The organism is Bacillota bacterium (assembly GCA_024653485.1).
In the GTDB taxonomy this organism is placed as follows: Bacteria; Bacillota; SHA-98; order UBA4971; family UBA4971; genus UBA6256.
The window spans coordinates 38641-61491 of sequence record JANLFY010000004.1; the positions used below are offsets into that span (position 1 = coordinate 38641).

18 protein-coding genes and 2 riboswitches are annotated in these 22851 nt (G+C 62.6%); of the genes, 11 read left to right on the forward strand and 7 right to left on the reverse strand.

What is annotated here, in order from left to right; genetic code table 11:
* Positions 1-4: 4 nt before the first annotated feature.
* The 7 genes from NUW12_04205 to NUW12_04235 form a co-directional block, all read right to left on the reverse strand.
* Positions 5-1375 (reverse strand): Wzz/FepE/Etk N-terminal domain-containing protein, encoded by a 1371-nt coding sequence (locus tag NUW12_04205; GenBank protein ID MCR4401972.1) that lies wholly within the window; start codon positions 1373-1375, stop codon positions 5-7.
* 115 nt (positions 1376-1490) lie between these two features.
* Positions 1491-2636 (reverse strand): hypothetical protein, encoded by a 1146-nt coding sequence (locus NUW12_04210; GenBank protein ID MCR4401973.1) that lies wholly within the window; start codon positions 2634-2636, stop codon positions 1491-1493.
* A gap of 77 nt (positions 2637-2713) precedes the next feature.
* Positions 2714-3919 carry a hypothetical protein gene (locus NUW12_04215; GenBank protein ID MCR4401974.1) on the reverse strand — a complete coding sequence of 402 codons (1206 nt, stop codon included), beginning with the start codon at positions 3917-3919 and terminating at the stop codon, positions 2714-2716.
* A gap of 35 nt (positions 3920-3954) precedes the next feature.
* On the reverse strand, positions 3955-4773 hold the full coding sequence (locus NUW12_04220) for a tyrosine protein phosphatase (GenBank protein MCR4401975.1): 819 nt from the start codon (positions 4771-4773) through the stop codon (positions 3955-3957).
* Positions 4774-4780: 7 nt separating this feature from the next.
* Positions 4781-5536, reverse strand: coding sequence for a CpsD/CapB family tyrosine-protein kinase (locus tag NUW12_04225; protein ID MCR4401976.1), 756 nt, complete (start codon positions 5534-5536; stop codon positions 4781-4783).
* Positions 5537-5586: 50 nt separating this feature from the next.
* A complete protein-coding gene (locus tag NUW12_04230; protein ID MCR4401977.1) occupies positions 5587-7044 on the reverse strand; it encodes a Wzz/FepE/Etk N-terminal domain-containing protein in 1458 nt (485 codons plus the stop codon).
* Between the two features lie 36 nt (positions 7045-7080).
* Complete coding sequence (locus NUW12_04235) at positions 7081-10227, reverse strand: SLBB domain-containing protein (GenBank protein ID MCR4401978.1); 3147 nt, start codon at positions 10225-10227, stop codon at positions 7081-7083.
* Positions 10228-10590: 363 nt separating this feature from the next.
* On the opposite strand from NUW12_04235, the gene NUW12_04240 reads away from it, so the two are divergent.
* The 11 genes from NUW12_04240 to NUW12_04290 all read left to right on the forward strand — a co-directional run bounded on the left by NUW12_04240 (position 10591) and on the right by NUW12_04290 (position 22711).
* The gene (locus NUW12_04240; GenBank protein MCR4401979.1) at positions 10591-12549 is read left to right on the forward strand and encodes a polysaccharide biosynthesis protein; all 1959 of its coding nucleotides are present in this window, start codon (positions 10591-10593) and stop codon (positions 12547-12549) included.
* Between the two features lie 193 nt (positions 12550-12742).
* Entirely contained in the window at positions 12743-14329 is a 1587-nt protein-coding gene (locus tag NUW12_04245) for a YidE/YbjL duplication (protein MCR4401980.1), read from the forward strand.
* Positions 14330-14553: 224 nt separating this feature from the next.
* Positions 14554-14666, forward strand: a riboswitch (SAM riboswitch).
* A 297-nt stretch (positions 14667-14963) separates the two neighbouring features.
* Positions 14964-16187, forward strand: coding sequence for a methionine adenosyltransferase (gene metK, locus NUW12_04250; protein MCR4401981.1), 1224 nt, complete (start codon positions 14964-14966; stop codon positions 16185-16187).
* Between the two features lie 477 nt (positions 16188-16664).
* Positions 16665-17840 carry a Gfo/Idh/MocA family oxidoreductase gene (locus NUW12_04255; protein MCR4401982.1) on the forward strand — a complete coding sequence of 392 codons (1176 nt, stop codon included), beginning with the start codon at positions 16665-16667 and terminating at the stop codon, positions 17838-17840.
* Positions 17841-17969: 129 nt separating this feature from the next.
* The gene (locus NUW12_04260) at positions 17970-18674 is read left to right on the forward strand and encodes a sensor histidine kinase (protein MCR4401983.1); all 705 of its coding nucleotides are present in this window, start codon (positions 17970-17972) and stop codon (positions 18672-18674) included.
* 10 nt (positions 18675-18684) lie between these two features.
* A complete protein-coding gene (locus NUW12_04265; GenBank protein ID MCR4401984.1) occupies positions 18685-19584 on the forward strand; it encodes a response regulator transcription factor in 900 nt (299 codons plus the stop codon).
* Between the two features lie 76 nt (positions 19585-19660).
* A riboswitch (cyclic di-GMP riboswitch) is annotated at positions 19661-19753 on the forward strand.
* Between the two features lie 227 nt (positions 19754-19980).
* Positions 19981-20160 carry a Flp family type IVb pilin gene (locus NUW12_04270; GenBank protein ID MCR4401985.1) on the forward strand — a complete coding sequence of 60 codons (180 nt, stop codon included), beginning with the start codon at positions 19981-19983 and terminating at the stop codon, positions 20158-20160.
* A 139-nt stretch (positions 20161-20299) separates the two neighbouring features.
* Positions 20300-20464, forward strand: a complete 165-nt coding sequence (locus tag NUW12_04275; protein MCR4401986.1) for a Flp family type IVb pilin — start codon at positions 20300-20302, stop codon at positions 20462-20464.
* Positions 20465-20497: 33 nt separating this feature from the next.
* The gene (locus NUW12_04280) at positions 20498-21058 is read left to right on the forward strand and encodes a prepilin peptidase (protein ID MCR4401987.1); all 561 of its coding nucleotides are present in this window, start codon (positions 20498-20500) and stop codon (positions 21056-21058) included.
* Positions 21059-21299: 241 nt separating this feature from the next.
* Complete coding sequence (locus NUW12_04285; GenBank protein ID MCR4401988.1) at positions 21300-21707, forward strand: pilus assembly protein; 408 nt, start codon at positions 21300-21302, stop codon at positions 21705-21707.
* A 53-nt stretch (positions 21708-21760) separates the two neighbouring features.
* Entirely contained in the window at positions 21761-22711 is a 951-nt protein-coding gene (locus NUW12_04290; GenBank protein ID MCR4401989.1) for a pilus assembly protein TadG-related protein, read from the forward strand.
* Positions 22712-22851: the final 140 nt, after the last annotated feature.

Consider the following 22851-nt stretch of genomic DNA (forward strand, 5'->3'; position numbering starts at 1 on the left):
AGAACTACCGCGCGACCGGCTCCTTCGGGCCTGCCAACGGCTGGGTGTTGCGCCAAAAGTCCATGGCGAACACGGACAACACGCCCGCCATCGCACCTAGGACGCCTGCTATGGCCACGTTGAGCACCTTCCTCGGTCCTGAAGGTTCCACGGGCAAGGTGGCGGGCGCAGCTATCCCTATGGCGGAACTCACCAAGGCGCTCGCGTCCCGTCCCTCGAGGTTCTGTAACTTCGTCGCAAGATCGACCACTCGACCTTTGCTGACGCTTACTTCATCGGCCAGCCTTTCCTCGAGAGCCTCCTCTTCCATGAGCCTCGTCTTCAGCTCCGCGATCTCGGCTTCGAGCACCGGGATGGCTTTGCGGGCAGCGGCCAGTCGGGCCCTGGTCTCAGCGAGGCTCGCCCGTTTGCGAGCGACGTCCTCCAGCAACGACGTGTACGCGGGATTGAGCTGAACTGGCGCGAGGCTCCATGTTTCCGGGCCCGACGCTCCGTTGGTCTGCCCGCCCGAAGGCCGCTCCAGCGCCACCGTCCGCGGAATGGCTGAGAGCTGCTCCTCCAGAACTCTGAGGGAGTCCGATGCGGCGCGCTCCTCGCTCGTGAGCTGAGCGAACTCCCACCGGTAACTAGCCAGCTCGGCAGCCTTGGAGTTAATCTCCTGAGTGAGCAGGTCCGTTCCACCCGAGCTCCCCACGACCTCCTTGAGCCTCTCCAGCTTCTCTGAAACGGCTGCTTCTTGGTGGGCTAGCTCCGCAGAGAGCGCCTGCTTCCGAGAGGAGAGCCGCGCGGACACGAGGTCGGAGAGATAGCCCCTGTATGCCTCGACGATCGCTTCCGCCAAGGCCCTCGCGTTTTCAGGGACGGGGTCTTTGACAGCGATCTCCACGAGCCTGTCGCTCTTGCTTGCGTCACCCGCCACTTTGGTAGTGACCTTCTTGGCGAGGGCAGCCGCGTCCAACGAGGTACTGCCGAGGGACCTTGCGGCCCGGTCGAGGACGATCGGGTCTCGCAACAGCCTGACGTGCGCTTGGGGGGTGCTTCCGATGATGCCGGTGATGACAGGGTCTCCGAGCTCTGCTCCCACTTCTGTGGGAAGGTTCACGGTGAGGACAGTGGTGGACTCATACACCGGGTCGAGCAACAAGGAGCTTATCAGCCCCGCCGCTAACATAGCGCACAGGGTCACCGCGAGGACTACCCACCTTCCGCGCCAGAGGGCCTCAATGTACTGCCTCAGGTCTATCTCGTCTGTGTACCCGCCGTCTTGCGCCATCGCTGCACGGCACGAAATCCTGCCCTTTAGCGGGACAGGACAGCCGTGGCTTTCCCCCTCCTTCCTTTCTCGCCCAATCATGGGATCATGACGGAGTATCACTACGGAGTGGCACTGTCCACAAAACAGGACATTCGCGCTGCAGGCTCGGATTCCTTCTTCCTGACCTGGACGAGGCCTTTCCAGCTGGATGGGACGAGGGGTGAGACAAGGCATATCAGAACGTAACACGTCCCGTGACCATCACTCTGCTCGCCACACTCAGTCTCTCATCAAACGCGAACGCGACGTCAGTACACATCCCGCCCAACTCAAGCCTTGCTCCCGCCGATCCACAAGGGCTCCTGTCGGGACGCAGGAAAACCGCTCCCGTTCCTACGAGCCCTGGAGCGATCTCGAGCTGGGCACCCAGTCCGAGCTGCCACGGTGCCGCGTGCGGAACGCCTGCTATGCCCCACGGGCCTTTGGCGCCAGATGGCTCAAGTGAGACGGTGACGGAACGAACCCGGGAGAGCGACGGGGGCATCACCGCCAGGGACATGGCCGTTCCTGTGCAAGCTCTCTCGCTCTTCGTCCACGGTCGGGAGGTCCCGCCCGACGCAATGGAGCCGTCCCACCTCATGTCGGCCAACACGTTCACCACGTCGACCCGGGCTGACACTTGTCCGAGTCGACCCGCGGCCAGTCGCGTAGACATCCCAAGGTCGAGGGCGTAGCCGCGTCCGCCAGCCAGAAGCGTCGTCTCTCCGCCGAATTCACTGGAGAAGCGACCTTCCAAGGATCCGTCGAGCACGTGAAGTCTCGCTTCCAAGATGAGGCCTCGGATCGGGATCGCTGCCTCCCCAACCCACGCTTGAATGGTCCGGATCTCTCCAGCTCGCTCTCGGTGCTCGGCCCAGCCTCGTGCCAGATCCAGTTCGGTTCTGGCCAGCCCGAACCTCACCGGACCGCCGGACGGGAACACGAGGTCCTTGACTCCCCAGCTCCTTCTGATTCCCACGAGGAAGTCGTAGTCACCGGCTCCCGCCCCGCGTATGAGGTCGAGACCGCTCGACCACGACGTTCCCTTGGTGCCTTCCGGCGACCACGAACCGAACGAGACGACAAGGCTGCGAGCGCGGGCGCCGCACTCAAGACTCGGCCAGACTCCTGCCCCGCCCGCTGCGAGCTCGGACGCGGCAAGTGGCAGGTACCAGGCACCTGTGTTGATCCCAGCCAGCAGATCTCCGGGACCTGGCACGGTCTCCGCTGCGCAAGGCGCGGACCACACGACGAGGATCGCCGTCAGGACAAGAACAGAGGGTCCCAAGAAACGCAGGAGCAGCGCACTTCTCCCGGGGCGCGCTCTCTCAACCACAGGCATGGTCTCTGCTCCTTTCGCGTTGTGCTGCGCATGAACATCCGCCGGCCGCCTGCATCGATTTGACGGCTGGCGTGATCTCACCGATTCCACATCAGCCTCATCGACAGGCGCACGCTGGCCTCAACGGCTCTGGCGGATGGTACGTGGTCCGCATTTCCCAGGCTCTCGACCACGGCAGCGAACTCAATGGTGCCTCGGGGTGTCCCCGGAAGGACGCGCAGAGGCGCGCTCATTCCCGCTCTTGCCCAGAGACCGAGGCTCGCGCGCGTCTCGATCGTGCCCGAGAGGAACTCACGAGCTACCCCCTCCGAAGGATTCCACGCGATCCCCAGGGCACCCTCGCCGTGACGCTCGTACCCGAGCCGGCCCGTTATTTCCATTTCTCCGAAGGGTATGGCTGCCCCGAGCCGCACGGGGCGAGTCACGAAGACGTACAGCGCGTCCGCGTCCGGGCCGAGCGGGTGCCCGATTGGTTCGTCTTCCCGGACCACGTAAGTGTTCTCCGGGTTCTTATGGGAGTATACGTAGTTATTGACGCGCACGTACTCTGCTGCGAAACGCCACGAGTCGGAGCCGGACGGCAGCTCGACCTGCACGCCGGCAAGCCCGGCAACCATGTACGGGACCTTCCCTCGCGCGCTCGGTGCCCACGGGAAATCATCCGCCATGAACTCCCCATACACCTTCACGCCACTGCCTACTTCCACGCTTGCGTCAACGGCTGCGAGGACATTCGACCACCAGTCTTGGGACCTTTCGTCCACGATACTGAGGTGTTGGTCGAGGAAGTACGGGCAGCCGGGCAATAGGTGGTAGGGCTGAAGGCGGAATCCTGATGAAACGGCGCAAGCCTCAGACACCCCCACCTCCACACCCTCCGCAATCTGTCCCTCGAGACGGTGAGCGAGCAGCCATCTCCCGCGCGCGACATCTCGCGCCGCGATGAGCTGCGAGTAGCGAAGAGACCCGGCCTCAACGGAAAGGGCCAGCGCGTCCAACGGGGTGAATCCGGAGAGGAGGAGCGATCCTGACAAGCCGTGCCCCCATTTTGGGGTCTGTCTTCCCAGTACGACAGCGCTCTCGGGCATCTTGCCAGCGAGGATATGCTCAACTGTAATGCTTGCCGCGTCAAGGGACAGGCTCGGCGAGTCGCGCGCGGAGTCCCAGGTCGCTTCGACTCCGATGGACGCGTTCCGCAGGAAAGGGGACGCACCCGCGTCGGCTGTCGACGCCGCGCCAAGTAGGCTTCCCGCTACGACGAAGACGGCAATCACACGTGACAACCCAGGCACTCTCAAGCCGCCCTTTCTGTCTCGGACTACCCGCGCACCACGCCGAACACGAACCATCTCCTCGCCGAGTACCGCTCCGGGGTCTCCAGCCTCACACTCTCTCCAAGGACCATAGCCTGAGGGACATCCTTTGCGGCGCGCGTGGCACCTTCCCGACCTAGCAGCCTCGATACCACCGCAAACGCCTGGTCGAGCCTGCACGGCCTGGCGCCGGTGGGTGAGTGCCCGTCGCTCGCCACCACATGTGCAAGCCCATGTCCAAGAAGGATCTTCGCTACCTTCCCTATCGACCTTCCGAAGGCGCCTGTGAGGCTTCCGGCGTTCACCTGGCCTATCGCGCCCGCCCTCACCAACCGATACATCCGGTTCGGGTCCTTCAGGACGTCTGCGCACCGCTCGGGATGGGCGATCACCGGAGTGTAACCTGCGCTCGCGAGTTCGAATACCACCTTCTCGGCGTACTCCGGAATCTGCTGGAACGGCAGCTCAACGAGGACGTACCGGCCTGAGTCCCCGATGGTCAGGACTTCGCCGCACGCCAGGAGGCGCGGGAGGTGAAGGTCCATCGCCGTCTCCATCCCTGGCAACACTCTTACGGGTATGCCCGAGGACTCCAGGGCGGCTGTGAGGGCGCGAGCGCGGCTTCGCACGACCTCGGATGCACCTCCTGTGTTTGCGCTTGCGAAGTCCATGTGGGGAGTCGCTACCAGAAGGCTGGTGCCGCTCTCTTGGGCGACCCGTGCCATGGCAAGAGCATCCTCAAGGCTCTGGGCGCCATCATCCATTCCGGGGAGTATGTGCGTGTGAATGTCTACGATGCCCTCAACGGCGCTCTCACGTCTCAATCCATGCTCACCCGCCGCCGGCCGTGTTTCCGTTGACAGCCGCTGTCAGCTCCTCGTCGGAGAACTCCCCGCCCGACTCACCCTCATAGTAATAGTAGTAGTAATAGCCGTATCCGTGTCCGGGCCTCACCTGGTTGAGCACGACCCCAAGGAGCCTCGAGCGCGCTCCCAAGAGGAGTTGTTTCGCCCTCATAGCTGCGTCTTTCGCCGTCACTCCGAGCCTCAAGACAAGAAGCACGCCGTCCAGCTTGGGTGCGAGAACGATGGCATCGGTGACCGCCATCACAGGGGGCGCGTCATATATCACGAGGTCGGCCTCGGAAGAAAGCGTCCCGACCAACGCACTCATCATGCTGGATCCCAAGAGCTCCGAAGGGTTGGGAGGGATGGGGCCGCTCGTGATGAGGCTCAGTCTTGGAACAAACGTATTCTGGTAGATATCGGGCATTGTGCCCCTTACTAGGCCCGTCGTGAGCCCCGTGACGTTTGGGAGCGAGAACAAGTCGTGTTGCACGGGCCTACGCATGTCCGCGTCCACCAGGATCACCCGCCGCCCCGCCTGGGCGAGCGAGATCGCAAGGTTGGCCGCCACCGTGCTCTTGCCCTCCGAAGGCCCGGCGCTCGTAACCAGCATCGAGCGCACAGGCCTATCGGGCGACACGAATTCGAGGTTCGTCCGGAGGGTGCGAAACGCCTCTGACACCGGAGACCTCGGATCGTGGTACACGATGAGGCTTCTGTGACGATTCTTCGCCTGAGACAATGGTGCAAAGCCCTCCTTTGACCTTTGACGTCATGCCCGTGTGTTGCACGCTAGGAAACGTGGGCTTCTGCGTGCCTCGAGCGCCGTCGTCCCGACCGCTTGCGACGGAACTTTCGCATGTCGGGCACCACGCCGAGCACGGGCAGCTCGAGGAGCCGCTCGACTTCCTCCTGGCTCTTGAAGGATGTATCCACGTGCTCGACGATGAACGCGACCCCTACCGCAACGAATAGTCCCAGAAACGCTGCGACAGCGGTGTTCAGTAGCTTCCTCGGTTTGGTAGGCTTCTCGGGCACGACCGCGCCGTCTATTACGTACACGTCAGACACGTTCATGGCCTCGGTTATGCGCATTTCCTCGTACTTCGAACGAAGCATGACGTATATCTCTTCATCCACTCGCTGCTCTCTCACGAGTCGAGCAACTTCGACCTCCCTGTCAGGTATCGCCGCGAGCTTCTCCTCCGCCTCGAGCAACATCACGCGAAGCGCTTCCTGCTTCGCTTCCAACCCCACTATGAGGGCCTCGTTCTCCACTAGTTGCGTGCGAAGCTCCTGATAAAGCGGGTTCAGCGATCTAGTCTGAGATCCGATCACGTCGCCCACTTCCTGGGAGATCTTGGCCTTCACCTCGGCTATCTGCGCCCTCAGCGCTATGACCGTCGGATGATTGTCGGTGTATCGCTCCAGCGCCCCGGCAAGCTCCGTCTCGAGATCGGACAGACGAATCCTGTATTGCTGTAGGAGAGGGTTACTTACCAGCATCGTCGAAGTGACGAGCGTGGGATCGGCGGACTGGAGGCTCTTTTCCATCTCCCGCCTTGCAGCCACGGCCGCTCTGAGCTCGACCTGCGCAGCGGCGAGTTCCCTCTCGAGGTGAGCAATTCTGTCTATCTGCGCCTTGGTTTCAGACGACGGCTCGACGACGAGGTTTGACTTCTTGAACTCAAGCAACGCCTCTTCGGCTCTCTCAAGCGATTCTTCAGAGATCGAAAGCTGCTGCGCGATGAACTCCTTTGCGGCGCGCGCCGACTCCTGGTTCAGCCTCTGGCTATGCTCCTTGAAGACCTCTATGAGCGCGTTCAGAAAGGCAGCAGCTTTCTCGGGGTCATCCGACTCAACGGAGAGCCTCGCCACGTCCGTTCCCTGAACCTGCTGGACTGAAAGACCTCTCTGCCACAGTGCCACCTGCTCGGAGGACACGTCCTCGAACCAGCCCAAACGAGCCAGGGCAGATTCCACTATGGTCCGGCTCTTCAGGAACTCCATGTAATTCCTGATGTCATTCCCGGATGAGCCCGCTATGTCCTCGATAAAGGGCATCGTTCCCATCGGGTTGTCCGTTCGGACCATTATCGTAGAGGTTGCCTGGTAGATCTTGGTCATTTGGGAACTAACCACGTACGCTGTCAACGCGCTGGTCGCCACGAGAACAAGGATGAGCAACTTCCTCCTGGCCAGCACTCTCAAGTATTCGATGAGGTCTACTTCCTGCTCGAGTTGGTCCATGGGATCTTGTCATCTCTCCTTAACCCCTGAGTAGCACTACCGTGCAAGAAGGTCCTTGACGAGCTTCAGCCCTGACAGGAACGAGAACACCGTGTCCCACTCGATCTTTGACGCGGCAGGGACGTACACTATGTCTCCGCCTGCCACGGGCGGGTTTTCATCTGCTCTGCCGGTGAAGAAGAGGTTGTCCTGTCCGAGTGAGACCTCTTCGCCTGCGGCTATCCGGCCGTCCCTGAAGATGCAGACGGACTCCAAGGCCGCCCGTTTGGTGGGACCACCTGCCAATCCTAGAGCATCCATGAGCTTGGCACTATCGCGGATCTTGTAAACACCGGGCCTTGCCACTTCACCGACGACAACCACCTCACGCAGGGCCTTGGGTACGAAGATGGTGTCTCGATCCGATATGGTCCGGTTCGCACGCGGGTCGGAGCCCGTCAGGATCTCATTCGCGTTGAGGAGAAGGACGCTGACCCCTTCCTTGGACGATGAAGACTCATCCCCAGACTGGGAACGGGTCGTGAGCGTCACCGACGAGCCGTCGGCATCGTCGGTGAGACCTCCAGCCGCCGCCAGAGCGTCAGCAACGGAGCTTCCCGCCTTCAGGTAATACAAGCCGGGCTTAGCCACTTCTCCTACGACGTGCACAGCTATGGACCTCGGCACATAGATGACCTCGCCCCCGCGCAAGATCCACGCGGAAGCGTCGTGAGCCTTTCCCGTCCGGCGCAAGTCGAACTCGAGAGTGTCGGAAGAGCCGTCAGCACCACGAACGGTGACCTTGACGGCGTGATCGTCGCCCATTTGGGTGATTCCACCTGCCATCGCCAAAGCCTCGAGCAGGGTTGTCTCCTTGCGCACGCGGTATACTCCGGGTTTCGCCACTTCGCCGAGGACGGACACCTGGCGGGCGCTCTCTGGCACGAAGACAGTGTCACCGTTGTGAACCAGGATACTGCTGTCGAGGCTGTCCACGTCCACCATCATGACCTTGGCGCTGCCGTCCTGGGCCTTAGTCGACAGCCTTATGGCACGCTCATCAGCCGTTTCAGTGACGCCGCCGGCCATCGCCAGCGCCTCGAGGAGGGTCGTACCTTCCCGAATGCGGTACACGCCTGGTCGCGCCACCTGCCCCAGGACGGAGACCTCACGCACCAGGTCAGGCACGAAGATGATGTCACCGTCGCGAAGAGGCACGTTTCGGTCATCGGAGCCGGCCATTATGGACGTTATGTTCACAGTCTGCACGCTCTGCCCGCCTGCGCTGTCGGTCTGTCTCGTGAGGGTGGCCAGCGAGGGATCGCCGTCCTCGCTCACGCCTCCTGCACGCGACACGGCGTCCATGAACTTTGCCGTGGCTCTCAAGGAGTATGTTCCCGGGGCTCTCACCTTGCCTAGTACCATTACGGATATCGATTTCGGTACATACAGCACGTCGCCGTTCTTCACCAGGCAGTTGTCCTCGCCTCCGCCCGCCGCCTGGAGCCTATCCAAATCGATGGTGCGGCGCATCTCACCGTCGGGATGCTTGCTGGTGAGCACCGCGCTCGTCGCGTCGCCCTCCGGTCGCACACCGCCCGCCAGCGCCAGCACGTCGAGGAGTCTCGTTTCCTTGTGGATCTTGTACGTCCCGGGCCGGGTCACCTCCCCGAGCACGGAAACCTCCTGGATGAGCTCTGGGATTGAGATTATGTCTTGGTCCTGAAGGATCACGTTGTCCTCGGGCTTGGCTCCCTTCAAGATGGCCTCGAGGTCGAGGACCTTTGCGTATGGGCCTGCGGCTCCGCCGGTGCCTGTTCCAGGGACGGTGCCGGGGCTGGCGTGCGCTCGTGACGCCGTATCGGCATCGCCACTAGACGTGCGAGTTAGGGAAACGCGGGACGTATCCGCTTGTTCGGTCGGTCCGCCTGCCCGGGCGATAGCGTCCACGAGGCGGCTTCGCACTCGCAAACGGTACGTGCCTGGGGACTTCACCTGCCCAAGAACCTGGACCTCGATGGCCCTCGGGACGTACACCATGTCGCCGGGCCGCAGCCTCAACGTGCCCCCCAGGTTCGACGCGGACGGGTTCTGGCTGGGCGAATCTTCCAAAGCGCCAAGGTCCACCTCAAACACCTGCGTGGTCGCGTCCGAGGTCCGCGTGACCTGGATATGGCTGATGTCTCCGTTCAAGCCCGGTCCGCCGGCCGCAGCTATGACGTCGAAGACCCTGGTGTCGGGGCCGATGGGGTAGATGCCGGGCTTCTCGACTTCACCAAGCACGGAGACTGTGCGCACAGCCTCGGGAACGTGAATCACGTCCCCATCAGCCAACGCTACATTCTCATCACCGCCAGGAACAAGTATGGCATATGCGAAGTTTGCGGTCCGTGCGGTCTCCCCGCGCGACACCGAAACCCGGCCGGCGTCGCCCTCCGGGAGAATCCCGCCCGCTCTGGCGATGGCGTCAGTGAGCCGCGCTCCGCGTTCCAGGTAATACGTTCCCGGAGACCGGACCATCCCCATGACCCTGACCGCAAGCGCCTTCGGAACGAAGACGGTGTCCCCGTCCAGAAGGAAGCACGACGAAGGATGCATCGCACCTGCAAGGACGGCGCCAAGGTCCACTGTCACCGGCCCGCCGGCGGTGCCCTGGTTGGTCACGAACTCCGGCCTGTGAGAGATCCTGATGCAAGTCGTATCTGCGTCCGGCGTCTCGCCCCCAGCGGCCGCGATGGCGTCGATCAGGCTGGGCGTTTCGCGGAAGCTGAACGTGCCGGGCGAGCGCACGGCTCCGATGACGTTCACCCGGACCAGCCGCCACTCACGCACCGACACGGTCACCTTGGGGTTCTTCAGGTAGTATGACAACTTGTCGGTGAGGACCTCTTGAAGCGCGGGAACCGTGAGCCCAGCCGCGGTCACTTCCTCTATCAAGCTGGTGAACGATATCTTGCCGTCTTCTCTCACCTTCACCGCCGCTGACAGGTCCTCGTAACCCCAAACGGTTATGTCGAGCACATCCCCTGCGGAGACGACGTAGCTTCCGGGAGAACCTTGGGCTGACACGGGGCCTGTTTGGGCCGAGGCAGGCCGTACGGACGTCATGGCAAGCACGCTCAAGATCGCAGGTATGATAGCCGGCAAGATCGACGCGCGGAAAACCGAATGAAACCGTCTCATCATGGGCCTTGAACACGTCACCTTTCCGATCCTTCCTGTGGTCGCCGGGACGGCGCGCCCTCCCGGTGACTCTCGTATGGTCCAATTCGACTCCTTCCACGACATTCCTTTCTTGGGAAGATGATTTCCTAATCACGATGTGATCCCCATCACTGCTCGCTTGGATAAGAGGGGTCTTTCGTGGAGAAGACAGCCCTCTTGCCCGGATGCGACACAAGTTGCTGGCATGTGAAGGAAAAGTTCATTCCTGTAACGAAAAACAAACGACAGACTGATCGGGTGGTCGGAACGATCGCTCGATCGGCAGCGATGCGGGGGCGGGGCGGTGCATCGCTTCAGAACAATTGGCGGGGGCCTGGCGGCTGACGTGGAGAGTGAAGTACAGTGACGCGTGGAGTGCGTAGGACCATCCTGGTGAGCTGTGACATCGCGTGCTGTCTCGCGAGCATCCTAATTGCGCTGCTCGTCCGCTTCGAGTTCAACCCGTCGCGGGCGTTACCGTATGTCGCGATGATCGCTCAGCGGTTGCCCGCGTTGCTCTTGGTGCGCATCGCAGCGTACACAGCGTTCGGACTATACAACAGACTGTGGGAGTTCGCAAGCGTTCGAGAGCTCGTAGCGATCGCCAAGGCCGGCACCGTAGCTTCCGTCGGCGACTTTATCTTGCTCCACATTATCGAGGGGCCGGGCTTTCCTCGGAGCGCGACCCTCCTCATGTGGATATTCAATATATGTCTTTGTGGGGGGGTCCGTCTCCTCGCCCGCCTGAGAAGGGAGTGGGTCCTAGCCGCAAGGGCAGGCCAGCGCGTGGGGCGCGACAGCCGGGCGGATTCGGCCTCGACAATAGAGCCACCGAGCCCTCGGTGGGAGGCCGGCCGGCTCACGCGCGCTCTCATCGTGGGAGCGGGCGAGGCGGGCGTGATGGCGGCGAAGGAGCTCAGGACACATCCCGAGCTCGGCTATGATGTGGTAGGGTTCGTAGACGACGACCTATCGAAACAGGGGTACATGTTGGCCGACCTGCGCGTGCTGGGCACGCGGAAGGACCTCGCGGCCCTTGTGGCCAGGCACGACGTGGATGACATCATAATAGCGATGCCTTCGGCGCCGGGACGTGTGGTGAAGGAGATCGTGGCTGCGTGCGAGGGGCTCGGGACCAGAGTGAAGACGCTTCCCGGTGTGTACGAGCTCATCGACGGCAAGGTTGACGCAAGCCACATTCGGGACGTCCAGATAGAGGACCTTCTCAGGCGCGAGCAGATCAAGGTGGACCTCGCGCAGATCGGCAGCTACCTAAGTGGGCGGAGAGTGCTCGTGACCGGAGCAGGAGGCTCCATAGGCCGAGAGCTCTGCCGACAGGTGGCCAGGTTCGAGCCGGAGAGCCTCGTGCTGCTTGGGCATGCAGAGAACGATATCTACGAAATAGATCTCGAGCTCAGAGAGACGTTCCCTGGCCTGAGGACTGTGCCGGTCATCGGAGACATCAGGGACGCGGCGCGAATGGAGGGCGTGTTCGGGCGGCAGGAGCCGAACGTCGTCTTCCATGCTGCGGCGCACAAGCACGTCCCGCTCATGGAGGTGAATCCCGAGGAGGCCATCACCAACAACGTCTTCGGCACGTGGAACGTGGCGACTGCCGCCGACCGGCACGGCGCGTCCAGGTTCGTGCTCATTTCCACGGACAAGGCAGTGGAACCAGTGAGCGTCATGGGAAGCACAAAACGCGCCGCTGAATTGATCGTTCAGGCCCTGGACAAGCACAGCAAGACGAAGTTCATCGCGGTACGATTCGGGAACGTCCTCGGCAGCAGGGGAAGCGTGATTCCTCTCTTCAAACGGCAAATTGAGGCGGGAGGCCCCATAACGATCACCCACCCCGACATGACGCGCTACTTCATGACGATCCCCGAGGCCGTTCAGCTGGTCATTCAGGCGGCGGCCATGGGGGAAGGCGGGGAAGTATTCGTCCTAGACATGGGTGAGCCCGTCCGCATAGTGGATTTGGCCCGCGACCTGGTGCGGCTGTCCGGTCTCGACCCAGATCGCGACATAGAGATGAAGTTCACGGGGGTGCGTCCGGGGGAGAAGCTGTTTGAGGAACTCCTGACAGCCGAGGAAGGGACTGTGGCCACGTGCCACGAGCGGGTATTCGTGGCCAAGAGCTCGGCGGCTCTAGACGGGAGCATCCAGGAATTCCTGGAAACGTGCCGCGAGCTTGCCGCCGGGGGCGAGACCGGCGCGGCTCGGTTCGTAGATTACGTGCGAGAGCTGACGCACTCGAGAGGAGGGGGGCGAGGAACGCAACACGGAGTGTCCTCTCTGGCCGCCGGCGGGTGTACGTAGTACAATGCTGCCGGCCGGACTGCCGGCTGGCTCGATTTGAGATCCGATTGGACGCCGATGGGGAGTCGGGCGGTTGGGCGACGGGCAGGCCGTTTGGACGGGCACGACGCTATCTGGCACAACACGGGGCATCGGGACACTGGCGCGCTGGCGCAAGGCACCTAAGTGCGGCTAGGAGGTTGGAAGAGAAAGCATGATGACTCCTCTGGAGGCCCTCTTCATTCTTGCTGCCGCCGGGTACGTCCTCGGCGGCATTAGCGTGGGGAACATGCAGCTTGGGACCTCTGGTGTGCTCCTCGCGGCCCTGTATTTCGGGCACCTAGGGTACGAGGTCCCGGGGATCGTGCGAGACCTGGGTCTTGCGTTGTTTGTTGGCTCCGTCGGCCTGACCGCGGGGCCGAGGTTCTTTCGAAACCTCAGGCGAAACGCCTTGTCGTACGGCTTGTTAGCCCTTCTCATCGTTGGCTCCGGGGCCGTTGCCACGGCGATGGCCGCGAGGCTGTTCGACATCCCGCGCGCCCTCGCGGTGGGAATCTACACGGGGGCGCTCACCACGACACCTGGCCTGGCGGTGGCGCTCGAGGCGACCGGCGACAGCGCGGCGTCCATCGGGTATGGCATAGCATATCCATTTGGCGTGGTGGGGGTCGTGCTGTTTGTCCAGCTCATGCCGCATCTCCTTCGAAAGAACCTGAGGGAAGAAGTGGCGAAGCTATCCCAGACGCCCGACCGCGAGGCGGGCCTCGTTCCGACGTTGCTCGTCCGGGAGTTCGTCGTGGAGAATCCCGACGTGGACCGCAAGACCCTGGCGGAGCTCGCCATCCATTCTCGCACGGGCGCGGTGGTGTCGAGGGTGAAGCGCGGACGGCAGGTTTTCGCGGCGCTCGGCAACACGGTTCTTTTGAAGGGCGATGGAATCCGCGCGGTGGGGACCGAGGAAGCCCTCGCGAAACTGGAGGCGGTCGTAGGGAGACAGGCCCAGGTTCCCATGGACGAGCCTGGCGTGGAGGTTCGAGACTTGGCGGTAGAGAGCAGGGAGGTCGCAGGGAAGACCGTGTGCGAGCTGAATGCCCACGGCCAGTACGGCATCATACTTACGAGGGTCAGGCGGGCGGGAGTGGAGTTCACGCCAGGTGCGGACACGGTGCTCGAGCAGAAGGACGTCGTGCGCGCCGTCGGCGCCCCGTCCGCGATGGACAGGTTCCAGGCGGTCCTGGGACGGCAGAGGCGGCCATTGGAGCGGACGGGGATGCTCGCTCTTGCGCTCGTGATAGCGGTAGGACTCCTGATAAGCCGGCTCCGCCTCGAGATCCCCGGCGTCGGCGCGGTGAGCTTGGGTATAGCGGGAGGGCCCCTGATGGCGGGGCTGATAGTCGGGCACTTCGGCGGCGTCGGGCGATGGTCTTTGCGACCGTCCGGGCAGACTCTCGGAATCACCCGGGAGATGGGACTCATGCTGTTCCTGGCGGGCGCGGGGGTCGCTGCGGGGCGCGGGTTCGTTGCAACCGTGGCTAAGTACGGGTGGTTGCTCTTCGCGAGCGGCGCGGGGATCACCGTGATTCCGATGATGCTGGGGTTCGCGGCTTCTGCGCTGTTCTTCAAGTTGAGCCTCCCTGATAACCTCGGGAGCATCTGCGGAGGCATGACGAGCACGCCGGCCTTGGGGGCGCTGATCACAGCGGCCGGGAGCGACGAGGTGGCGGCGTCGTATGCGGCTACGTACCCGTTCGCCTTGGTGCTTGTGGTCCTGGCTACACAGGCCCTGGCTATCCTGCTGTGAGACTGCGAGACTGCGGGGCGCGGTAGGCCGGTTGGCCGGGCTTGTGGCCCGCACCGGACGCGCCCCGTGTCGCGTCCCGAGTCACATCCCGCGTCGCACGCGGCGACGAGAGGACGCGACGGACTTCACTGGATGGGGCGCGCGGATTTCGGCGTGGATGCCGTTGCGTGCCGTCATGGCTAGGTGGTATAATATTGCCAGCCTCCAAAACGAAATACATGCGGCTCTTATCTAGAGAGGCGGAGGGACTGGCCCGATGAAGCCCGGCAACCGGCGACGGGAGACCCGCCTGCACGGTGCCAATTCCTGCAGAACTTTCCGTTCTGGGAGATGAGAGATGTGACGCCTCTTCCCGAACGAGGAAGGGGCGTTTTTGTGTTGTGTTGCCCGCGGGCCGGGACGCTTCCGTATCCGCTCCGGTGCCCTCGGGTCATGGGGTGGAACCGCCGCGCCCCCGCGGGCTGGTCTTGGGCGATCGATGGGCGAACCGGTGTGTGAAGCGCGGCACAGGCTTAGCTGGCAGCGTGCCGATCGGCACGGGCCTCTACAGAGTGTGCTGCGCGGGGATGATATAGTTTGCGAGCTCGCGCATTCTCACATAGAGCTCGCTGCGTACGGAAAGGAGAGTGCTTCCATGGCTGAATCAACCGAGGGCTTCCAGACCAAGTCGAGGAGACTGGTAACCTCAGAGTCGGTGACAGAGGGCCACCCTGACAAGCTTTGCGACAAGATCGCCGACTCCGTGCTGGACGCGATTCTGAGGGAAGACGCAGACGCCCGGGTAGCATGCGAGGTAGCCGCGACGACGGGGCTGGTCATCGTCATCGGCGAGGTCACTACCTCGTGCTACGTCGAGATCTCCGAAATCGTCCGCAACACGGTGCGGGAGATCGGATACACGAGGGCGAAGTACGGTTTCGATGCCGACACGTGCGGTGTCATCACATCCATCCACGAGCAATCCGCGGACATCGCCATGGGTGTGGACAACTCGCTCGAGGCAAGACAGCTCCTGAACGCGGGCGTTGCGGACGGTTTCGAGCACTTGGGCGCGGGAGATCAGGGGCTGATGTATGGTTTCGCCACTCGCGAGACACCGGAACTCATGCCGCTGCCGATAATGCTCGCTCATAAACTGGCGCGGCGCTTAGCGGACGTTCGGAAGAAGGAGATCGTGGAATGGCTGCGTCCCGACGGCAAGACCCAGGTCACTGTGGAGTACGATGGAGACACGCCTGTGAGGGTGGATGCGGTCGTGATATCCGCCCAGCATCATCCGGAAGTGGACTACGACACGTTGAGAAGGGAGATCATCGAGAAGGTGATACACCACGTCATTCCTCCTTCCCTCCTCGACGAGCGGACCAGGTTCTTCGTGAACAACACCGGCAGGTTCGTGGTGGGCGGTCCACACGGTGACTCGGGACTCACCGGGCGGAAAATCATCGTGGATACATACGGAGGCGCGGCACGCCACGGCGGAGGAGCGTTCTCGGGAAAGGACCCAACCAAGGTGGATAGGTCCGCGTCTTACGCGTTGAGGTGGGTGGCGAAGAACATCGTTGCGGCAGGTATCGCCGACAAGTGTGAGGTACAGGCATCTTATGTAATCGGCTCGTCTCGCCCGGTGTCGGTGGGTGTCGAGACTTTCGGCACGGGCAAGATCAGCGACGACCGCATCCTGGACCTCATCCGCAAGCACTTTGACTTGCGGCCGGCTGCGATAATAGACAGGCTGGACCTACGCAGACCGATATATAGCCCAGTAGCCGCATACGGCCATTTCGGCAGGGCTGACCTGGACCTGCCTTGGGAGAGGCTGGACAAGGCGAGCGACCTAAGGGCGGATGCGTTCTGACATCGGTCGTCGTCGGCATGTCGCGGCGCGCGGGGCGGCTGGCTCTACCGGCCCGCGCGCCGCTGTGCGATCCGGGCAGGGCTGACACAAGGGCCGCTCGGAGCGTCACTCAGAGTCTCTGGCGCTTTTGCCATGCCGCGGATATACTAACCGAGGACACTCGGACTCTGCCCGCCTGCCCGTCTGTGCGAAAAGGCTGGCTTCCAGATCGAGCGGGACGGAGAGTGCCGCACAGCTGCCGTGGCCGTGAAGAAGGAGGGGCGCGTGGCAACGCGCCCTACTTTGGGAAGAGGAATTTGCTGCTTTGTGTAGAAACACTCCTAGACATCGGTTTGCTCTGGACGGGACGAGGAGCTGCCCCGAGGAGCCCCGGGGCCTCATGGCGCTTCGCCCGATTTTGTCGTGTCCCTGCATGTCCTGCTACTTGGCGCTGGCTTGTCGCCTCCGGGCGTTGTGAGTGTGAGGAGGATAACGAGAGTGGTGAACGTGGGTGTAATCGGCTGCGGCAACTGGGGGAAGAACTACGTCAGAAACTTCTCCGAGATTCCCGAGGCGAAACTAGTGACGTGTTGCGACACAAATCACGCCAGGCTCATGGCCATCCGAGAGAGATACCCGTTGGTGAAACTGACCAAGTCTTTTCAGACCGTGGCGTCAGACCCGAAGATAGATGCGGTGGTCGTTGCAACTCCTCCGGAGACGCACTATGCGATAGCCCGCGCTTGCCTGCTTCGCGGAAAGCACGTCCTAGTGGAGAAGCCGTTCACCCTGTCCTCGGAGGACGCGGATCATTTGGTTGACATAGCGACCAAGGCGGGCAAGGTCCTCATGGTCGGGCACATAATGGACTATCACCCCGCGCTGCGAGTGGTGAAGGATTATGTTGCAGCGGGCGAGCTGGGCAAGGTGTACTACTTGCACGCTACGCGGACAAGCCTCGGAATAGTGCGGGAAGACGTGAGCGTCTTGTGGGATAAGGCTCCGCACGACATCGCCACCCTCCTTTACCTGCTGGAAGACGAGCCCGTGAGCGTCGCCGCCACAGGCGAGGCCTACGTGAACGACGGCATAGAAGACGTGGCGTTCGTCACGATCAGATTCTCCTCAGGCGTGATGGCCAACATTCACCTGAGCTGGCTTGACCCATGCAAAGCGAGCAGGACCACGATAATCGGCGAGAAGAAGATGATAGTGTTCGACGACGCCGAGACGCTCGAGAAGGTGAAGGTGTACAACAAGGGCGTGAACCGCCGCCGCGACTTTACGAAGAAACCTGAGGGCGGCACCCACCCGAATGGAGTGGCGGAAGGATCGGACAGCGTCGGGGACGCTACGAACGGTGTGGACACGCTGAACGGGTTCTCGGGCTTTCAGTACACGTTCACGTACGGGGACGTGTACATTCCGAAGCTGAAGATGAGCGAGCCTTTGCGGAACGAGTGCCTTCACTTCCTCGAGTGTATCCGCGAAGGCAAACGCCCCCTCACGGACGGCGTCAACGGTGCGAAGGTGGTCCGCGTGCTGGAGAGAGCTGAGGAGTCGCTTCGGCGCGGGGGCGAATACGTGCCCATAGACTCCAGTGTTGCAGCGGCAGGCGCCAGGGAGGGGTTCATGGCCAAGGCGCGCCTTTTTTGGAAGGGGCTTGGATTCTGAACGGCCTGTCGCCAGTCATACTCAACTCTCGTTTCCTTCGTTGACGTGCCCGCATCAGGCAAGTGCGTGTGACAACCTCGCGTCCAATCTTGCACGGGTACTTTCCGCATCTTGAGAGGTGACGCGCTCGTGTATTCAGCGGGAGCGAAAGGAGAAGACACGGTCGAGCGGGTCATAAAGGCCCAAGAAGAGGAAAGGCGGCGCGTGGCGAGAGACATCCACGACGGCCCTGCTCAGATGATGGCGAATTCCATCCTGCAGCTAGAGATAGTGGAAAGGCTCATCTCTGAAGATCCTTCGCGCGCCCTGGAGGAGATCCGAGACCTCCGAAAGACCATTTCCGAGTGCCTGAGGGAGATCCGGCGTATCATTTTCGACCTGCGCCCCATGATGCTCGATGACCTCGGTCTCGCGCCTGCCCTGCGTCGTTACATCAGCGATTTCAGTCAGAGGCACGGACTGTGTGTGGAGATGAACGTTCTGGGGAAGGAAACGAGGATCGATCCCATAATCGAGCTCGTGTTGTTCAGAATCGTGCAAGAGGCGCTCCACAACGCGCGCAAGCACGCACGCGCCTCGAAGGTCGTGGTCACACTCGGGTACGGCGTGAGCGCCGTCGGCGCGAGCATAGAGGATGATGGAAAGGGCTTCGACCTCGCGGTGGTGACACGCGGTGTCGCGAAGTCCGAGGAATTCGGCCTGGCGGGAATGAAAGAGCGAGCTAAGCTCTTAGGCGGTTCTCTGGATATTGACACTGCTCCCGGGCGTGGCACCAGAGTGACTGTGAGGATCCCCATCGAAGACCCGGTGGAGGGCGGACCGGCGGGGAGGTGACGTGCAGGACGTGGCTGCGCGGGGGGAAAGCGCTCGAGGATCGCGCGTCGTCAAAGTAGTGATCGCTGATTCCAGTGCTCTCTTCCGCTCGGGGATGCGCCGTGCCATCGAGGCCGAGCCTGACCTAAGAGTGGTCGGGGAGGTCGATCGCGTCGAGCGGGTGGCCGGGCTGGCCGCTTCTTGCCGTCCTGACGTGATCGTCCTGGGAGGCCTGACACAGTCCGGCCTTGTCATGTGGCGCTCCTTGCCCGGCGCGTGGACCAGCGGTAAGGAACATAACCTGGCTGAAGGCAAGGCAGGGACAGAGGCGCGGGCAGCGGAGAATACACCAGACAGCACACGCCGTGGGTGTGCGCTGGTGGGGGTGGTGGACATGAGGGACGGTGGGCGTGACGTTCTGGACGCGGTGATGGACGTGTTCGCTGCCGGGGCGCTTGGCTGCCTCGATCGCTCAGCCGATCCGGAGGACCTGGTTTGCGCCATTCGGGCGGCTTTCCGCGGACGACAGTTCGCTTCACCGCTGGTGTTGAGAGTATTGCTGGAAGGGCTTGCCAGATTGAGAGAGGTGGCGTCAGGCTTTGAAGAGGCGGTCGCGCATGCCGTGGCGAGCCCGGCGAAGCCAGGTTCATCAGACTACACGGCGGCGGAAAGCTGCGGCACCCCGCTCACCCCGAGGGAGCGCGAGGTGCTCTCTCTTGTGGCCCGCGGCAAGAGCAACCGCGCCATAGCCAGTATGCTCTCCATAAGCGAGAAGACGGTGAAGAACCACGTCAGTCACCTTCTCCACAAGCTCGGAGCCGACAGACGCACGCAGGCCGCCATCTGGGCGATCAGCCAGGGGCTTTCCGGACCCCCGGGGTCCCAAGACGGAAGGCCCACGACCAAAGGCCCACTCCAAAATGAGTCGTGAGACTGATAGGCAGGGCCTGCCATCGGTGGTAATTTTCTAGACAGGAATCGAGTGTTTCTTACAACCGAAAACGTTCTCCCGACAAAGGCAAACCCGTCGAAAGGCGGGGACGCAAAGCCACGGGTCTAAAGCCAGGAGGGGTTCTGGCCATGATAGCCGGGTTGCCGAAGAGAAGGGACTTTTGAAGCCTGCTCGTTTGGCAACGCCGACGGGCGGGCTTCGTCTTTCTGAAGAGTCTCTTCGGTAGGCCGCGAAAGGGCCTATGGGTCAGCCGGGTTGCACGAGACGATCGGTTCTTGCCTGACCTGACCAGACCGAGTGTTCGGGACGGTTGTCCACGGGCCTGCTTTCGAGCGGTCGTCGGGCACACGTGCACGAAAGGAGGTGGAAGTCACGGTGGCGCTGCTGAAGAGGCTCTTCAAGGAAGAAGACGGGCAAGGCATGGTCGAGTACGGGCTCATCATCGCTCTTGTCGCTGTGGTTCTGATCGGTGCGCTCGTTGCTCTGAGGGGTGGTCTCCAGGGTATATTCACACGCGCGCAAACGGCTCTTGACAACCCAGAGGCTGCCCAATAGCACTGGTGTGGTTTCTTGGTCACCCTGCCGACCCCTCCGGCAGGGCGGCACTCCGCATGTCCCGGAGGTTGCAGTGGTTCGGGCGCGCGACTGCCCCCTCGGTTAACCTCGAAATGGCGCTGTGAAGGAGGCGTCGCCGATGGTGGAACTTCTAGCCGGGTTGATGAGTGATGAGAGCGGCCAGGGCATGGCGGAGTATGCGCTGATTATTACCCTGGTAGCGGTGGTCCTGGCTGGGCTTGTCGGAGTCATAGGTGTGAGGGCGGGAGATTTGTTGGGGCGGGCGATCGACGCCATGGAATAGGCGATAGCAGCGGTCCTGGCGCAGGTGGTAGTAATGGCACGGAGCTTGGTGGCACTGTTGGTCGTGGCGGCGGGGACATGGTGTGACTGCAGGGATAGGCGCATCCCGAATCGGCTGGTGACGGCGGGCATCGCGGCCGGCCTCGCGCTTGGACTCTTCACAGGGGGAGTCCACGGGCTGGTCGAGAGCGCTCTCGGACTCCTAACCGGGGCTGCCATTCTCTTCGTGCCCTTCGCCCTCGGATGGGTCGGCGCGGGCGACGTGAAGCTGCTGGCTGCCATCGGGGCGATTCTCGGCCCGAGGGGGGTCGCGTATTCGATCCTCTACGGTGCTGTCGCCGGCGGGGTCATGTCCGCCATCGTTCTCGTCAGGCGCCGCAGGTTGGGTATGACCTTGAACGCTATCGCCGTGGGCTTGGTGGGCTTCATCGTATACGTCATTCCCGGACTCATCGGCCGCACCAGGGGAGTCGTGCGCCCTTTCGAAGGCGCGGCGCACGTGCCTCACTCGGGAGCCGCCATCCCTTACTCGGCCGCCATCGGGATCGGTTTGGTCATAGCTATCGCTACGGGGTTCTCGTTGGTGTTTACGTGAGTCGGGAGGAGACGGGGACGAGCGCCAACAGGGTGACTAGCACACTTCTCTCCGTGGGACGTGCGCACTGTAGGACGCGCACATCACCTCACGCGGAATTGGTAGATGATCGGACAGTCCAGGAACTGGTGGATGATCGGACAGTCCAGCGTGCACCGGGCCGTACGCAGGCTGCAGCAGACCAGAGAGCGAGAGAGATGCGCCCTGCAGGATGGGCGAGCGAGGAGGAGGGAGGCGGAGCATGCTCTGCAATGAAGGCTTTTCTCTTCCGCGAGGCGACCGCGGCCAGGCACTGGTGGAGATGGCGATCGTACTTTCGGTTCTCCTCCTCCTGCTCACCGGGATAATCGAGTTCGGGAGGATCCTCAGCGCCCAGCTCGTCGTGGCTCATGCTTCGCGCGAGGGGGCGAGGATCGGGATCCTAGGCAAGAGCGATGCGGAGATAGTCAACAGGGTCCTCCAGGCGGCTGGCTCTCTGGATGAGAGCAGGATTGGGGTGGACGTCACGCCCACCCCATCCGAGCGGGTGCGCGGCGCGGAATTGAGGGTGGAGGTCAGCTACCTGGTTGATATCGTGGTTCCGCTGTTGAGCGAAATGCTGACCAATCCCTACCCGGTGCGTGGTGTCACAGTCATGCGTGTGGAGTAGCGTCCACTCCGAGTCGGGCGAACGGACGAACTGACGAGGAGGTGGCCGGGCCGATGGAGCCGATGGACACGGCCGCGTGCGAAGGGGAGAACCCGTTGGATGAGAGAGGAAGCGTCATAGTGTTCGTGGCTCTCGCGCTGACTGTCTTGCTCGGTTTGGCTGCGCTCGTGGTCGACCTGGGCGTCCTCTATTTCAACAGGGTGGCGCTTTCCAATGCGGCAGACGCCGCAGCCCTCGCCGGCGTGCAGGAGCTGCCCGAGAACCCCGGTCGTGCGGAGGCAGCGGCGGTGTCGTACGCGGTGAAGAACGGAGTGGAGGAAAGCAGGGTGACCACGGTCCTGACGGACAGCAGGAGCATCAAGGTCACCGTGTCCCGCACCGTTCCGCTAGGCTTCGCCAGGATCTTCGGCATGGCATCCAGTGACGTCCGCGCGAGCGCCAAGGCCACGATAGGCGCGGCCAGTGCAGTGCGCGGAGCGGCCCCGTTCGTCGTTCCCGACCAGGAGTTCTTGTACGGCGAGCAGTACGTCTTGAAGTACGGTGGCGGCGACGGAGAACACGGGAACTTCGCCGCCCTCGCCCTGGGCGGATGGGGCGCAGCCACCTACGAGAACAACATCAAGTATGGCTACCAGGGCTGGTTGCGCGTTGACGAATGGGAGGAGGTGTGGCTGGACACGGAGCCTGGCAATATGTCCGGCCCGACGGTGCGCGGGGTCACGTATAGGATATCCCAGTGCGACCACTTTCCGCCTTGCACGTTCGATCATTGCGCGAGAGCCTGCCCGAGAGTCGTGGTGGTGCCGGTGGCTGATTTCGACCCGGAAGAGCTTCACGGGCGAAGCCAAGTACGCTTGGTGGGGTTCGCCGCGTTCTTCCTCGAGGGTGTGTGGGGTCACGGGAACGAATGCGAAGTCACGGGCAGGTTCCTCAGATGGGTGGCGGATGGAGAGCCTGGCGGCGCGGGGTACTATGGCCTGGTCGCCAGCAGGCTGGAGGAATAGGCAAGCGTGTTCTGCGTCCTGTCTATGCGTCCTGTCTTTCGGATCCCAGAGTGGTACGCCATGCGCGTGCGATGGTCAACCTTGCCAGCCTCACGGATGGGCGCTAGCAGGTTTGCGCGGGCGAGGAAAAGGGGAGGTGG

Excerpts from the sequence above, each read along its gene's own strand:
- NUW12_04210 (MCR4401973.1), bottom strand. The coding sequence starts at position 2,636 with ATGCCTGTGGTTGAGAGAGCGCGCCCCGGGAGAAGTGCGCTGCTCCTG.
- NUW12_04230 (MCR4401977.1), bottom strand. The coding sequence starts at position 7,044 with ATGGACCAACTCGAGCAGGAAGTAGACCTCATCGAATACTTGAGAGTG.
- NUW12_04245 (MCR4401980.1), top strand. The coding sequence starts at position 12,743 with ATGATGACTCCTCTGGAGGCCCTCTTCATTCTTGCTGCCGCCGGGTAC.
- metK (MCR4401981.1), top strand. The coding sequence starts at position 14,964 with ATGGCTGAATCAACCGAGGGCTTCCAGACCAAGTCGAGGAGACTGGTA.
- NUW12_04275 (MCR4401986.1), top strand. The coding sequence starts at position 20,300 with ATGGTGGAACTTCTAGCCGGGTTGATGAGTGATGAGAGCGGCCAGGGC.
- NUW12_04280 (MCR4401987.1), top strand. The coding sequence starts at position 20,498 with ATGGCACGGAGCTTGGTGGCACTGTTGGTCGTGGCGGCGGGGACATGG.
- NUW12_04285 (MCR4401988.1), top strand. The coding sequence starts at position 21,300 with ATGCTCTGCAATGAAGGCTTTTCTCTTCCGCGAGGCGACCGCGGCCAG.
- NUW12_04290 (MCR4401989.1), top strand. The coding sequence starts at position 21,761 with ATGGAGCCGATGGACACGGCCGCGTGCGAAGGGGAGAACCCGTTGGAT.